At 36.8% G+C, this 14,712-nt stretch carries 11 protein-coding genes; 3 read left to right on the forward strand and 8 right to left on the reverse strand.

All coding sequences use genetic code 11. The features are described from left to right. Positions 1–4: 4 nt before the first annotated feature. From ACMA47_RS24380 to ACMA47_RS24400, 5 genes are all read right to left on the reverse strand, one after another. Positions 5–784: a tetratricopeptide repeat protein gene (locus ACMA47_RS24380; protein WP_413931882.1), complete on the reverse strand. Its 780-nt coding sequence runs from the start codon at positions 782–784 to the stop codon at positions 5–7. Between the two features lie 28 nt (positions 785–812). Next, a complete protein-coding gene (locus tag ACMA47_RS24385) occupies positions 813–1,532 on the reverse strand; it encodes a hypothetical protein (RefSeq protein ID WP_413931883.1) in 720 nt (239 codons plus the stop codon). A 10-nt stretch (positions 1,533–1,542) separates the two neighbouring features. After that, positions 1,543–1,875 (reverse strand): DUF4280 domain-containing protein, encoded by a 333-nt coding sequence (locus ACMA47_RS24390; protein ID WP_214588939.1) that lies wholly within the window; start codon positions 1,873–1,875, stop codon positions 1,543–1,545. A gap of 1 nt (position 1,876) precedes the next feature. After that, a complete protein-coding gene (locus ACMA47_RS24395; protein WP_413931884.1) occupies positions 1,877–3,982 on the reverse strand; it encodes a type VI secretion system Vgr family protein in 2,106 nt (701 codons plus the stop codon). Positions 3,983–4,606: 624 nt separating this feature from the next. Next, positions 4,607–6,337 carry a helix-turn-helix domain-containing protein gene (locus ACMA47_RS24400; protein ID WP_413931885.1) on the reverse strand — a complete coding sequence of 577 codons (1,731 nt, stop codon included), beginning with the start codon at positions 6,335–6,337 and terminating at the stop codon, positions 4,607–4,609. A 383-nt stretch (positions 6,338–6,720) separates the two neighbouring features. Between ACMA47_RS24400 and ACMA47_RS24405 the strand changes: the two genes are divergently transcribed. The 3 genes from ACMA47_RS24405 (at position 6,721) to ACMA47_RS24415 (ending at position 7,954) form a co-directional block, all read left to right on the forward strand. Next, positions 6,721–6,969: a hypothetical protein gene (locus tag ACMA47_RS24405; protein WP_240582264.1), complete on the forward strand. Its 249-nt coding sequence runs from the start codon at positions 6,721–6,723 to the stop codon at positions 6,967–6,969. A gap of 174 nt (positions 6,970–7,143) precedes the next feature. Next, a complete protein-coding gene (locus ACMA47_RS24410; RefSeq protein ID WP_413931886.1) occupies positions 7,144–7,593 on the forward strand; it encodes a MauE/DoxX family redox-associated membrane protein in 450 nt (149 codons plus the stop codon). Between the two features lie 97 nt (positions 7,594–7,690). Next, positions 7,691–7,954: a hypothetical protein gene (locus ACMA47_RS24415; RefSeq protein WP_413931887.1), complete on the forward strand. Its 264-nt coding sequence runs from the start codon at positions 7,691–7,693 to the stop codon at positions 7,952–7,954. 355 nt (positions 7,955–8,309) lie between these two features. On the opposite strand, the gene ACMA47_RS24420 is transcribed toward ACMA47_RS24415, so the two are convergent. The 3 genes from ACMA47_RS24420 to ACMA47_RS24430 are packed head-to-tail and all read right to left on the reverse strand — an operon-like array spanning position 8,310 to position 14,648. Continuing rightward, positions 8,310–9,752, reverse strand: coding sequence for a TlpA family protein disulfide reductase (locus ACMA47_RS24420; RefSeq protein WP_413931888.1), 1,443 nt, complete (start codon positions 9,750–9,752; stop codon positions 8,310–8,312). 2 nt (positions 9,753–9,754) lie between these two features. Beyond that, complete coding sequence (locus ACMA47_RS24425) at positions 9,755–11,122, reverse strand: RagB/SusD family nutrient uptake outer membrane protein (protein ID WP_413931889.1); 1,368 nt, start codon at positions 11,120–11,122, stop codon at positions 9,755–9,757. 7 nt (positions 11,123–11,129) lie between these two features. Beyond that, positions 11,130–14,648 carry a SusC/RagA family TonB-linked outer membrane protein gene (locus ACMA47_RS24430; protein ID WP_413931890.1) on the reverse strand — a complete coding sequence of 1,173 codons (3,519 nt, stop codon included), beginning with the start codon at positions 14,646–14,648 and terminating at the stop codon, positions 11,130–11,132. Between the last annotated feature and the right edge of the window lie 64 nt (positions 14,649–14,712).

The raw sequence follows: 14,712 nt of genomic DNA on the forward strand, positions 1-14,712 counted from the left end.
CTGTTTATACGGCATAATTTTCGGGGTTTGCACTTTCCAAATACCCCTGCTGTGCATCTTTCTTCATCGAATCTATCATACTTTCAGGAAGCATATAGTGGTTAAGCATCTTTTCTTCCATCTCCTTCATTTTTTCTTCATCGTTTAAGGCATGGTACAGTTTAAACAGGATCTCATCTTCGGTAAGGAACTGATATGGATCATTTACATAGTTAGCTCTGAAAGCAATAAATTCTTTGATTTTATTAGCTGCCTTTTCATATTGACCAATTCGTATAAGGGACGAATAGAGCCTATTATACGCAAACGATAGCCATTGGGCAAAAATTTGACGTTGCTCATCGGCCGAATACTCATTCCTCCCTATATCAAAATTGGCAAGCAGATATTCAGCTTCCTTTATTGCATCTTCATATTTTTCCAGTTTGTAATATAATAATACAAGCCTAAGATGCCCCATTTTAAAGGGACTGCCCGTTGAAATGGATTCCTTATAGTATTTTTCGGCCAGTTCATCATCGCCCCTCTTCTCTGCAATAAGACCTTTGAGCTCAAATATCTCCGGATAACTAGGATCTATTTCCAGTGCCTTTGCGCAATATTCCTCCGCCACTTCCACGGAATCGGCATCAAGGTAAGAACTTGCTAAAAGTGCTAAGTACTTCTTTTCTTTCGGGAACTCATTATTTAAAATATGTAAGTTGGCGATTGCTTTTTCTGTTTCACCAAACATTTTTTGATTGCTAATTTTCTGCAATAACTTCTCTATTTCTTGCTCATTCATTATTCAAATTTTATAATTGTGTAAAAAACTAACCCCTAAAAGTATTACCAGGAGGTAGCTTACCATGCGTTGCCGTATATGCATCGATCAAAGAAACTTCCTCAGCGTTGGCTGTAGCATAGTTCACATTCTGCAAATACCACTCATAAGGTAATAATTTTCCTGAAGATAGATTATTTAAAATATATTCATCTTTATCACCATGATATAATTGGAAAATTACTAAATATCTTGCATAAACCGACTTAAAAGAAGTTAATCCATATTTCCAGATTGCTCCACTCATCATGAATTGATTTACGAACCCAGCTCCAAACGTGTAATTACGCATTAGTCCGGCTGTTCCCACATGAAGGTCATAAACATTATAAATATCTTTCTCACGCCTTCTTGTTCGAGGCTTTACCTGTGGAACTGCAATCGGCGGTGCTATCGGAACTGTAACGGGTTTATCCAGGGGTATGTCTATTGGAGGAGGTACTGGTTTTGGCAGATCCTCATCTATTGCTGGAGGCGGAGCAGGTATAGCTGGACTGGAAACAAATTCCCAGATCACTTTTGCTGTTTCCGCTACTGCATTGCCTACAGCAGAGAAAAAATCACATATATCGTCCCAGAAATACCAGATTGCAGCAATCGCAACAACTGCCAGAATTATCCATCCGATAGGATTCCACGACATCGAAGTACCTGCGGTGGTTGCGCTTGCAAAAAAACCACTTGCTCCACCTGCTATTGCTAACTCCATAATTTTTTTTTTATAGTTGTCCTGAGTTCTTACAGCTTATAATACCACCATAGGGACATATACATTTTGATACGTCTGATAATGGTTTTTTATCCAATATTTTGATCTTTGGTACAGCCTTGATCCAAGTCAATGGAACACCTGAAAGTTCAAGATTTAAACGGCAGATTCCTTTCAGTGCGCACAATCCAAAATGAGGGATATTCAATCCTGCAACATTGTCTTTATCAGTTGCAAACTTTCCCTCCCGGAGCTTGATCTTCGGATTGGAAGTAACAATCAACGTTGATGTCAGTAAGCCCTTGTCACAATCCAGAATCGCCTGGTCTTTTAGATATTCCATTTTAGGTCAATTTAACTTCAATTCCACCTTTCACATTTATATTTTTGTCATTGCTGATCGTAATATCACCTCCTTTGGCCGTGATGTCGATCGTACCTGAACCACCTCCCTTTTCAGAGGGCGTAGCATTTATCGCCAGATTGTTGCTTCCTGTAACAGTGATGTCCTTTCCGGTCAAGCTGATTGTACCGTCTTCTTTCATTTTCAGAGAACTGTTTCCGATAGTAATTGTTAGGCTCTTTTTTCCCTTAAAATTGATATTACCCTCATCATCCATTTCAAAAACCGAAGTCGCAGGACTGTTTTCTTTTGCACCTACATTGATGGAACTTGTACTGCCAGCATTGACAACATGATTTAAATTAGCATCAGTAGTCGCGTTGCCCGTCCCGTCAAAATACATATTTGCGCCACCTTTGTCTTTAAGATTTATTGAACCTGCACCATTATCATATTTTAGTTCTGTTCCACTCCTTCCACTAAAAGACATAATATTGTTTCCTGTTCCTCCACCAGCTCCAATGCCACCGTGAAAAAGACCACCCATCACAAAAGGTCGGTCAGGATGCTGGTAGACGAAATTTACCATCACCTGATCTCCTACCTCCGGAACTGACATAAAGCCCCTATTCGTTTTCACATCATCACTGCTTCCTGCATCAGGTGACATGACCCGGATAAACTCGGAGCAATCCGTCCCCTGTTGCCAGTCGAATTGAACCTGAACTCTTCCCTGGTTTAATGGATCTGTATTGGATACCACCTTTCCAAATTGCGGTTCAGCTTTTGGGGCAATAAATTCTGGTCGGGGGATATAACCCGAATCCGCGGCTATAGCCTCAAAACGCCCGCTATAGTATCCCCTTGCATCAACTTCATGTAAGACCTCCGTTAATAACAATCGGGTAAAATATGACGTCTCGCTGGTTTCTGCTTTTCGCATTTCAATGTCCGCTATACAACCCGGATAGAGGAACGGTACAGTGGATATTCCGGTAGTAACAAATACCTCCGCAGCCTTGCTGCCAGCAGTACCCTTCTGTGAAGCTTCAACATCCAAAAATGAATTTGCCTTTATCGGTGCTATACGCAATGAAGGAGTTTTAAAAGTGTTAGCAGAGATTTCATAGGCTCGCTGAGCGATATCTGAAGTATGTTTAATAGCTGGATCTCCTCCGGTCAATTTCTCATTCTTACGGCTATTGTAACCGTAGAAAGAAGGCTTGACATGCTGGGCTTTCATCCTTATTTTCACATCACTGAGATTCCTGCCGTATACTAACTTTACAGGGTTTTCAGCTGGCGGAAGCTTTCCGAAATGCAATACCTCTCCATCATAGAAGAACTGTTCTCCATAAGCCTCCGCCATCCGCCCCAAATAGTTATAGTGCGTTTCCTCATATTGCGAACTGTAACTTATGTTCCCGTAGTTCGCATCAACCCTGAAATCAAACTTATTTGGATCAAGTCCTTCGTTTATAACTTGCTGTGCGATACTATTGAGACTAATTTCCTGACTTCCCCCAAAACTTTGGGTATGCGGTGCAGCGTCCAACAAAATTGTCGGGCTTTCACCAATAAGGACTATATTACCCAAACTTCCCTGATCCTGACTGAAACCGACCTCAGTCACAACCCCTACAAAATTTCTTTCAGGGCTTTCTTCTACATCTTTATATCTGAAAACAACGGTAATCCGTTTTCCAAGGAAATTTTGAGCCTCTTCCAGATTATGGTTTTCAGCATCGCCCAATGTGTCGTGTGCTAAGGTCAATTCAAAGGTATGGTGCTTTACTGCACTCTGTGCAAGCTTGAAATGCTTGAAGAATCGAATGGTGGCGCCTTCAACCACGATTTCAAGCTTCACCAGCCTGTTCAACCCATTTACTTCATTTTCCGAAATCGCTCCAGCATTATAAATTTTTGAAGTAGGCTGGTTCTTCCATAGCTTCCCTTTAGTAAGTGACCTTTCGTTATCCTGCATTGGCTTATCAAAAAAAGTCTTTGCCCCTGCATTCTCAGGCTGTGAAGAAAAAACAGTAGTTGAACTGCTACTTTCTCCTCCTCCTATTGGCGAATCTATATGATCCATGTCTTTCTGAAACATACATATCTATTTTTTCATTTATATAATTACGGTGATATTCTCCCTGAGCGCGGTGAGACTTTTTGTTCAGCTACGTCGTCCGATCTATTTTTTTCCTTATTTGGGATAAAGGAATTAAGTGACTGTACTGAGATGAATTCGTACAAATTTCAATAGGATTGAAACTCCATTCTATGTGCAGGGTTGCACGTCTATACTAAATAAATATATATTCTTTTTCATAAATCAATGTGATTTTGGTTTTGCAATATAGTATATTGAAAAATCACGGCAAAATGATTTACCCACTTTTTTGAAAAGTGTCGTAATTTTACTATCCCCTATCTATCAATGATTTCAATCCAAAATATTGGAGTTAATTGACAGCAATAGGCTATTTATATAGGTCTATTTTGAAGCTGCTCCTTATCCTTTTCAATTTTTTCAACCCTATATACGTAAACTTTGATCGGCTGTCCTAATTCGTCCGTTCCTACATATTCAAAAAGTTCAAAATGACGGGGTATTGGTTCCTTCACAACACGACCAGTCCATGTGATAGTGCATTGATCTTTCATAAGAGGCTAAATATATTATATATAATATAAGGATAATTACGGAAATCCGTAAGGTAAATTGCGAATTTTATTCATTTACGGATATAGGAGCGCTACCCAGTTCAGATTTGACTTTGTGTAGATATTGTGTAAAACTCATACCATTTATCTGCTGGAATACTTTTGAAAAATTAGTCCTTGATGAAATTCCACACATTTTTGAGAGTGTGTCACTGGTATACTTATGGTATTCTTTATCGGTGTCAAGTTTCTTAGTAATGTAGGAAATCCGCAACTCGCAGAGATATAGATGAAAATTTGCGCCCCGATGTGCCTGAATAATTTCGGATAGATAATTGTGGTTTACACCAAAACTTTTGGCAATTGATTTGAGCTTGATATGCTCATTAAGATATTCGTGATTTGCTTCAAATTCACTCAGCTTCCGAAGAACATCCTCAACAATACCATTTCCTATATCGGTTTTCCTGTACGTTCGCATCCTGAATGCTCCTTCCTCTTCCATATTTAAGGTACCACCTGCGAGGTTAATCCCTAAAATGCTATTCCGACCAATAACCGTCTTTCTTGATCTCAGCCTTAAAAGCAGATAAAACGCTCCAAAGGAAAAAATAAATAATAGAATCACATAAACAGTTCCTCTAATCCAGGATATACGCTGTAATTTGTCCTTCTCCTGTAAAAGTTTATCAGCATCATACTCATGATGGATTTTTGAAGACAGATAAACGAAATCCTCTTCAAGAATTTTATCGACTTTAAGAAGCTGTCTGGTATAGTATAATGATTTTGCACTGTCTTTATTATCTGCATAATAATTTATCAGATCGACATATATATGTCTTACTTCCGGCAGAACAAAATTATGCTTTACGAAAATTGAATCTATCTTTTCAAAATCCCTGATCGCTTCTCTGATATTTCCCTGCTCCCACTTGGCTCTGCCAAGGTACGAGTATGATACTGTCAACCACGCGAAGTCATTGACCTGGATAAGCGCTGCTAAAGAATTGTTCAACATTTTGACCGCATTGCCATAATGCTTGTTTCGGAATTCACGAATGCCCTCTTCTTTGAGGAAATAACTGTGTTCCTGCTTGTAATCCGCATTTTTCGATGATCCTGCAAGCCCTACCGCTATCAGCGAATCAGCCTTTTTATTATCATCCAGTTTGCGGTAACATACGATCATTTGATGGATCGTATTCAAATACCCTCTTTGATTCCCATACATCAAATTTGGGTGCTGATACTTCTCGATCTCACCCTCAAAAAAAGCTCTGCCCTCCTCAAAATTATTAAGAGCCTCCTTATAATAACCTATATAGCTTTTAACAACTCCTATGTGGTAATTAAGTTTGTTTCTGTAATATGGATCTTTATTGCTTTTATTCTTCTCAAAAGCTTTCAAATATTCATTTAGGGCGAGCTTATATTTTTTGAGATAAAAGTAATAAACCACTCCTTTACTCATGTACGCACTGCTCAATAAACTATCGTTCCTAATTGCCTTTGCAACATATATGGCACTGTCTGCATATTTCAGTTTAATCTGCGGATCAGCCGAGTAATAGCGGGCGTCCTTATAACCAAGAAACAGCTGCGTATGATCATTCTCCGATTTTGCCTTTTGGATAAGCTTTCCTACCAGCGGAAGTGCTGCTGCATCATTTTCCGGAAGGTTCTCGTATTGACGTTGGATGAGATAAAAATCGCTCAGCTTTTCTTGCTGGGCAAACAGCAATTCGCACAGAAAAAGTAATATGATTGATAAAAAATGAATTTGTGGGCGGTTCATGGCTAAGTATTACTATAAAATTAAGAAAATTTCTCATATACCACACACGTCAAATTCATCGCTACGTGAAAAAGCGTTTTACAAATTAGCAAACTATATATCAACGCATTACGAAATTAAACATCAAAATTGCAAGTGTGAATTTGCGTTCTAATACATGTGAATGGTTTCTAATACACTTCAAAAATGCCCCCAATACCACATTTTTTTTCAAAAATATTAGGTGACTTTTTTTCAATTATTTACATCTGCTGCAGTGGGTAATTCATTGGTGTGCATTTGATAACTGAGACCACAAGTTGTTTTAACCTATCCCAAAGACTGATAATTTGGACCACAGAATTCAACCACGTCTCGGCCGAGATAATCTAAAAAATTTTACAATGAAAAAAACAACGGTTATCTCAATATCGATAATCCTTTTCAGCCTTTGCACATTACAATCTTGCAGACAGGATGAAATGGAAATAGTGCCAGAAGAAAACAGTCTGGCAGAAAAAGAAAATCAGCAAAAGCTCTATTTAAAAACAGAGAATGACACTTTGCAAACGACGTCAAACTTAAGTTTTGACGCCGACGGAAATGAGATCAAAGATCCACCACCAAAAGATAAAGATCAATGGAAACATTAAGTGTGAATTTTTTCTAATACAGTGTGCATTTGCATTCTGAGACAACAAGTTCTTGCATTTCAGACAAAATGCATTCTAAATTTGATGAAATAGAAATTTTGAAAATAGATTTAAATCCTCGAAAATGCATACGACCAGTTATGGCATTTATGACAACCATCAAATAACCACATCATGAGAATTAAGAACATCATTTCAGAACTGATCATATTTATCCTCATTCTTGTATGGGCGTACACGTTCGCCAGTAAAATCTTTGATTTCGACACATTCAATAGACAGATAAGAGGTGCTTACCTCCTATCTGCAGGAGGGGCTATCCTACCTTATATTTTACAGGCTGTACACCTCGGGATTGTCATACTACTATTAAACAAGAACTGGAGAAGATTGGGATTATTAACTTCCCTTTCTGTCCTGATCCTTTATACTGCTTATTTAATTTACATTTTAAAATTTGCACCGACCATCCCATGCTCATGTATTGCAGTGTTCAAAGGAATGAATTGGAACGACCAACTGTATTTTAATTTCATTGCCGTGGCAATTAACATTATTGGTCTGATCACTTTTTTTTCGCTAAAGCGAGCCCCACACAATAGTGTTCAGACCACTTATAACTAAACTAATAACCAAACAGGAGACGCCGAAAACCTGAACAAAGAGTAGGCAAAAAACTAACCAAAGTTTAGCTTTTTGATTTATAAAAGCACCAAACATCATGAAATCACTAAGAATTACATTAGGAGTTGCAGCAATTGCAATCGGAAGTTTCGCAGCTTTCTCTTTTGCGCCGGCAAGTAGCAGTGCAAAATTAGCTTTACAAGAATTTTACGTGAATCCTGACGGTTCACGAGGACCACAAGTTAGTGGTGAAAATACATGCCAGGATGAGACACAAATCTTATGTTCACAGGAGTATGACACATCAACCGGATTACCTACAGGAAATGCAAGCAAAATGCATAAAGGTCCGCGTAATTAGAAAAATAATGAAACTGCCATAACAGGCAGTTTCATCATTTTTATACAGAACTATAGTTCTTTACAGGTTTATAATTATACAATACATAAAAAATCTTAAATTCCATTGCGACAGTTTTATCATTTTCTACGGTTGGCCTAAACGTCATCCACCAATACGGTGAATTTTATGTAAATCCAGATAGCACTGGAGGTGGACCAATTACAGGAGAACATTATTGTATAGATGAAGGTAGTCAAATATGTTGTCAGGAGTATAATAAAATAACAGGGGAACTATCAGGAAATTTATTGAAAATACTTGTTGGCACAAGATCTCAAAATAAAAACTACCTTTTTCTAAGGTAGTTTTTATTTTAAAGGTTTGCGTTGATGAATCTTTTAAATGTGGCAACATCCCTACGCGGATCTGGTGGAGGACCAATAAGTTTCCCTTCCGGATCGATAGCTATCAAAAACGGATAACCTCTAGGATTTAGAAATTTAACTAGCGGATGCTTTGTCTCCAGACCTTCCGTAAAAAGTTGTAAAGAACTTTTACTGGAATATTTTCCTATCCCCTTCAACCATATGTCTTTATCACTATCTATACTGACAGAAATAAATTTAATATTCTTATCCTTGTATTCCTTTTCCAGTTCTTCCATAATCGGAGCAATTTGCCTACAACCACCACAACCGTTAAACCAGAAATCAAGAATAACAACTTTCCCTTTAAAATCTTTTAATTGATTTTTTCTCCCAGTAGAATCCACCAAAACAAAAGGATAGAAAGGCATTCCCTTTTTTAATCGAGACATAACGATTTGGTAGCTATCCATAACAGTACCGTAAAAAGGAGATGATTGATTTACATTATCAGAATACAATTGATAAATCGATCTTGTATTTTCACTATCCTGCTCATTGCTAAAAACATTTAATGCAAGATCCGAAAGTAAGTATTCTTTTGCTGCCGGATATTTACTTAAATGTTTAATAACTAATTTACAATATTCCACAGGGTTTTCTTTTCTAATACCAACACCACCATGTTTTATAGGATTATTAAATTCACAAAGCAAAATAAAATCTCTCAGAACGGTTAGACCGCTATAGTGGATGACATTATCAATTAAAAACGGTTTTACCCTATTTCTTTTTACCACATACCTACTGAATAAAAGTTTCAAAGAATCGCTACTACTATTCATTGATGAATAAATAAGCATGTCTAATATTGGATCATACTCTGCTGCTCTAATTAGGTCTCTATCACTTTTTTGAATATTTCCTTTATAATGTTTCCAGACAGAATCAATTGCACTCAATTTTTGATCGGTACTTTTAAATTTATACTCTAATGTTTGGTTTTTATAATCAGGATCTTTTTTGTACAGTGCAAGTTTTGCAGCAACGATTGCTTTCTGAAAAATAACTTTTTCACTTCCTCTCCCTGAAAATTTAAGGTCCATAATACCTAATTTTTTCGCATCTGGAATTTCAATATGAATACTATCTCCAGGATTGATAATAATAGAATAACTTCCAGGAAAAAACATAGTTTTTCCATTCAGAGAAACACTTATTGCTACGGGCTCAACAAGATCCAAATCATATTCAAAATATCCTTTTGAACTTGAAGTATTGTAAACAACTCTATGCCCTTGCCCAATTACTCGCGGATAAAATACGTTTAACTCAACATCTGCTTTTTGTCCAGTATAGTCAGTGAGAAAACCAGTTATTTTTGTCCTATTTTGACAGTGTATACTTAAACAAAAACAGGACAATATTATTAGAAGAATTTGTTTTTTCATTTTCAATATTGGTTTTGTTCGATATGATTAAAATTGATCACGAATTGAGGTATTGGCAAAACATATCGGGGATCATTGGCAGGCAATGTGTATATTGCCGTTCCAATAGTTCTAGTCAAGTTTACCGCGTATTTTGGATCTATATTTAGCCTTTTCAAATCTTGCCATCTCAACCCTCTTGCTAACAGCTCTTTTCTTCTTTCTTTAAGAATAATATCTAAAGCATTTGTATTACTTGAAGCAGAAAAAGGAACAAAGTTATCTTTTTTATATCGGTTAATTGCTAATTTATTGAGGGCTTCCAACGATCCTTTGGTGTCATTTAGTCTAGCCTTCGCCTCTGCAAGAATTAAAAGCACCTCACCAGTAGTCGTTCCTGTGAAAAGACTACTTAAAAAACTACCTTTGAATGTGACTTTTCCGTCCGCTTCATTTCTGAAAAAAAGTACCTTCCGTAAATCATCATTGGTGTATTGATTATAAAGCATCGTATTAATACGGCCGGTGGTAGGATTACTTGACGATTTAACCATCACACCTCTAACATGAATTTCTTTTGACTGAATATTTAAAGGTCGATTAGCAGAAGTATTAGTAATCTGATTGAAATCTTGAACAAAGGAATTATATTTCAACGACGAATCAGCTGCACTTTTAGCGTCATTAAAATTGTTCATAAAAAGGTACGCTCTTGCTAAAAGTGCGAAAGCACCTGATTTGGCGACCTTTGTGTAATCAGGTTGTGTCATAGGAAGACTCTGTGCAGATTGTCGTAAGTCTTGAATAATCTGTTGATAAGTCTGCTCCACTGTTGCCCGTTTGACATTTTCATCAATATCATCATCGAGCTTAATTGGTATTCCTAAGTCAGTATTAGCTGTACTTTGTTCATAATTTTTACTAAAAGTCATAGCCATATTTAGAAATTGCTTCGCTCGATGATATAAAGCCGTACCCTTTATACGATCATACTCCATTTTATTAGAACTATTTCTGTTAATAGGAATTAATTGCTTCAGAACCACGTTACAAACCTGAATTTGGCCGTATGCACATTTCCACTCATTTTGTTGAACAAGATCCAAGTTCTCATAATCTCTTTCTTTTTTCCATATGATAAAATCCCTATCAAAACCAAAAGAAATTTGATTATACTGTTCAGTTGTAAATTCATAATCGTCACAGGAGGTTTCTATCCCACCTCTACCATCATATTGAAATAAATCAGCATTTAGAAGCAGGTCTAAATCAGTGAGGGTAGCAGGAACAATCAATTTAATATCTTGCTTATCTTCTAACCATTTCTCAGAACAGCTGATTCCCAATAAACAAGTAATAATTGGTAGAATAATAAATATTTTTTTCATCATTTGTCTTTTAAAAATTTGCATTCAAGCCAATAGTAAAATTTTTGGGTAATTTTGTAAAAGGAAAATCAGGATCTAAATCAATAGTATTTGCTTTCCAAATTATCCCTAAATTATTAGCAATGAAAGTTAATCGTAGGGATTTCAAATGCATTTTTTGCAAAATATTGTTATTTAAAGTGTATGAAATGACAATATCTTGTAATCTAATATGATCACCTTTTTCAACTAGAATCTCAGAATCTTTATAGTATGTATCTGCAAGGACATTCGCTGGATAAATCATTGCAGGAACATTTGTCTGGAGTTCGTCTCCTGGTTTTTGCCATCTATTATAAAAATCTCCATGTGAACCATAGTAGCTATATAATGCAGAATACATTATACTATTCCTTTTAAAGTAATAACCAAAACGATAAGTAATATTAAATGATAACTCAATACCATTATAATTGAAAGTGTTTCTAAGTGCTCCAAAATATGGTGGTAGTGCATTACCATTGTATATCAAATTTTGTTCTGGATCTAATGCTAATTGTTGTATAATTTTTGAATAATCAGTAGATGCAAGACCATCAATGTAACCCCGCCCTTGTCCGGTTTGTGGATCTAGCCCTGCCCAAGGATATGAGTAAATACCGAACAAAGGTCTACCAACAACAGGTGAATACGTTGAGGGATTTCTATAAACACTGTTATCGCTTAGAAAATTACTTAACGAGGTTGGGCGTTGATATGCTGTGATTTTATTTTTGGCAATTGAAAACAGAGCTGTCGTATTCCATTTAAGCTTCCCATTGATATTATTGGAATTAAGCTCGACGTCTATTCCATTTCCTGACATATCTGCAACATTTCCTCTATAAGATGAAAAACCAGTAGTTGGATCGATTGCTCCGTTGCCAATCAAATCGTCACCTTTTCGGTTATAGTACTCGATACTTCCAGTAAAACGATTATTTTTTGTTCCGAAATCTATTCCAATATTCCACATTCTGTTTTTTTCCCATCTTAAATTTTTGTTAGGAGGATTTAGTAATGTTGCCGCAGGAAGACGATTAAAACTACTGTATGTAATCATTGCGGTTGTATAGGCTGTTATAGATCTATCCACGTTACCACTATAACCAAATGTTGATCTTAAACTTAAATTTGGAAGCCATTTTACATCATAAAATTTTTCTTTGCTAATATTCCATTTTCCACCAACGGACCAAAGCGGTACAGATTTTTGATTTGTTCTTACTCCAAAAAGATTAGATTGATCAATCCTTGCACTTGCAGATAAAACATAGCGTAGGTCATAATTATAACCTGCATTGATATAATAAGATCGCAATCGATTTAGCGTTTCTGAATAATCATTACCTTGCGGAATAAGGTTGGTAAAGCTCGTTCCATATAATGGAAATTCATTCACATAATCCACTGCGATGCTTGAACCTACCGTTGGATCAAAACCATAAAGACTATTCGAGAGGCCATTGGTTTTTGTTTCCCTAACCTCAAATCCCGCTATTGCATTTACCTGATGTTTATTCCACCTTTGGTCAAAATTCAGCTGGAAACGACCATTAAGAGAATTTAATTCACTGTTAGTATTATCAAGCTTACCCCCTAGAGGTATATTACGTTTTATTACACCATTGGAAAATGTTGTATATTGATTAATCTGATCTCGCATAAAATAGCTATCCTGATCATAATAATTTCTTATTCTACCTTGTTGATTTTCATATTGGAATCTTACTTCTGCAGATAAAATTGGAAGAAAATTGTACTTGATTGCAGTATTTAGGCGCATTTCAGATTGTTTGAACTTATTGTCTTGATAATTTAGTTCTTCAAGAGGAATAAAATCCCAATTAAGTAAGCCATCTGAAAGAGCCTTCTGCTTTAATACATTACTATAATCTTTTGTAATAATTGCGGAATTTCCTTGATCATCCACTAACCTCGCGTATGGGTACATCTGCTCCTGTCCCATATTACTAAGCATGGAAATCACATTGGATGTAGATTGATTATTTTGGTTATAGGAAAGCCCTGCCGAAAGCTCCAATTTTTCAATTGGTCGGAAAACCTGATTACTGTTAAGGCTAACACGGCTAAAGTCGTTACCCTTTTCTGAATTTTGATTTTTATCAAATCCTGCTGAAAAATAGTAGGTATATTTATTTGTACCGCCGTTTAAATTTAAGGCATACTGCTGTTTAACACTCTGCTGGTACAGGTATTTACTCATGTCTCTTCTCAGATCGCCACTGCGTAGGGCATCAATCTGTGTGTTTGCCTGCTGTTCCGTTATTAGCCCGTTTTTCTGATAATTCAAAATACTTACAACTGGTGAATATGGACGATTGTCAGCAGTATTACTGATAATGGTATTGTAAAAACCCTTGTCAAAAAGCATCTTTTCAATATCAATGAAGTCCGTCGGTTTGATCTGTGGAATATAATTAAGGTCCGGTTTCTGTCCTATGGTAACATTTGAGGTAAAACCAATATTCATCGGTTGGTCTGCTCGTCCTTTTTTAGTTTTAATCACGATCACACAATTACCAGCCCTTACGCCCCAAATGGAAGCTGCGGCAGCATCTTTCAAAATGTCAATATCCTCAATATCGTTCGGATTGATATTGTTGATGTCCCCTTCATACGGAAAATTATCGACAACAATCAGCGGTTGATCGTTTCCAAATATAGTAGCCTGTCCCCTGATAGTAAGCTTCGGAGAACCTGAACGCTCGTCAAATAATATTGATGGTGCTATACCCTTTAGTCTACTGATAACATCTGTTGAAACCTGACGGTTAAAGGTCGCATTATCGACTTTGGAAAAAGAACCTGTTGCTCTTTCCTTTGGAATGGACTGATACCCACTGGCGACAACACTCACCTCTTCGATCCGGTTGTCATTTGTTGTCAGCACAATGCTGCCTGCATTTTTAGTAGCTACCTCAATACGTCCATATCCCAAATAGGATATCAGTAGTTCCGATCCTGAAAATTCATCTGGTATCTCAAAAAAACCTGAACCATCAGAAGTTGTGACAAAGTTGGTTCCCTTTACCTGTACCGTAGCACCTGCAAGCGGATTACCATGTTCATCGACGATCCTGCCTTTTATTGTTTCCTTTTTTTTTGAATCTGAAACCTTTTTTTCCTTTAAAATGATAATGCCGTCCGCAATCTCGTATGTCACGGGTTGATCGGCAAAAAGAGCTTTTAAAGTTTCCTCTATTGAGGCTCCTCTTAAATTAACAGTGATCGGCTTGACCTTTTTGAGCAGATCTTTATTGTACGCAAAATCATATTTTGTCGATTTCCGAATTTCGGACATTGCAGTAGATAGCGGCGCTCTCTGCAATGAGAGATTGATCTGTTGCGCCTTTATCGCAGTACTGCTGGCAAGTAGCATAAAGAATAACGTACTCTTTATGCCAGTGCGCAGAAGTTTTCTCCGATTGGAAAACATCTCCATCGACGGAGGGATATTTTCCTTCTTGGAAAAATCATGTTTTTTCATAGATTTGTATAGGGTTAAATAGTATTTTAGTTGCTCAAAACTTCGATATAGACCCAATCGCCGG

It is taken from the genome of Chryseobacterium sp. T20 (assembly GCF_047345655.1).
Taxonomy (GTDB): domain Bacteria; phylum Bacteroidota; class Bacteroidia; order Flavobacteriales; family Weeksellaceae; genus Chryseobacterium.

Bases quoted from the DNA above. Each gene is read 5' to 3' on its own strand.
- ACMA47_RS24380 (WP_413931882.1), bottom strand. From the start codon at position 784: ATGAATGAGCAAGAAATAGAGAAGTTATTGCAGAAAATTAGCAATCAA.
- ACMA47_RS24385 (WP_413931883.1), bottom strand. From the start codon at position 1,532: ATGGAGTTAGCAATAGCAGGTGGAGCAAGTGGTTTTTTTGCAAGCGCA.
- ACMA47_RS24390 (WP_214588939.1), bottom strand. From the start codon at position 1,875: ATGGAATATCTAAAAGACCAGGCGATTCTGGATTGTGACAAGGGCTTA.
- ACMA47_RS24395 (WP_413931884.1), bottom strand. From the start codon at position 3,982: ATGTTTCAGAAAGACATGGATCATATAGATTCGCCAATAGGAGGAGGA.
- ACMA47_RS24400 (WP_413931885.1), bottom strand. From the start codon at position 6,337: ATGAACCGCCCACAAATTCATTTTTTATCAATCATATTACTTTTTCTG.
- ACMA47_RS24405 (WP_240582264.1), top strand. From the start codon at position 6,721: ATGAAAAAAACAACGGTTATCTCAATATCGATAATCCTTTTCAGCCTT.
- ACMA47_RS24410 (WP_413931886.1), top strand. From the start codon at position 7,144: ATGAGAATTAAGAACATCATTTCAGAACTGATCATATTTATCCTCATT.
- ACMA47_RS24415 (WP_413931887.1), top strand. From the start codon at position 7,691: ATGAAATCACTAAGAATTACATTAGGAGTTGCAGCAATTGCAATCGGA.
- ACMA47_RS24420 (WP_413931888.1), bottom strand. From the start codon at position 9,752: ATGAAAAAACAAATTCTTCTAATAATATTGTCCTGTTTTTGTTTAAGT.
- ACMA47_RS24425 (WP_413931889.1), bottom strand. From the start codon at position 11,122: ATGATGAAAAAAATATTTATTATTCTACCAATTATTACTTGTTTATTG.
- ACMA47_RS24430 (WP_413931890.1), bottom strand. From the start codon at position 14,648: ATGAAAAAACATGATTTTTCCAAGAAGGAAAATATCCCTCCGTCGATG.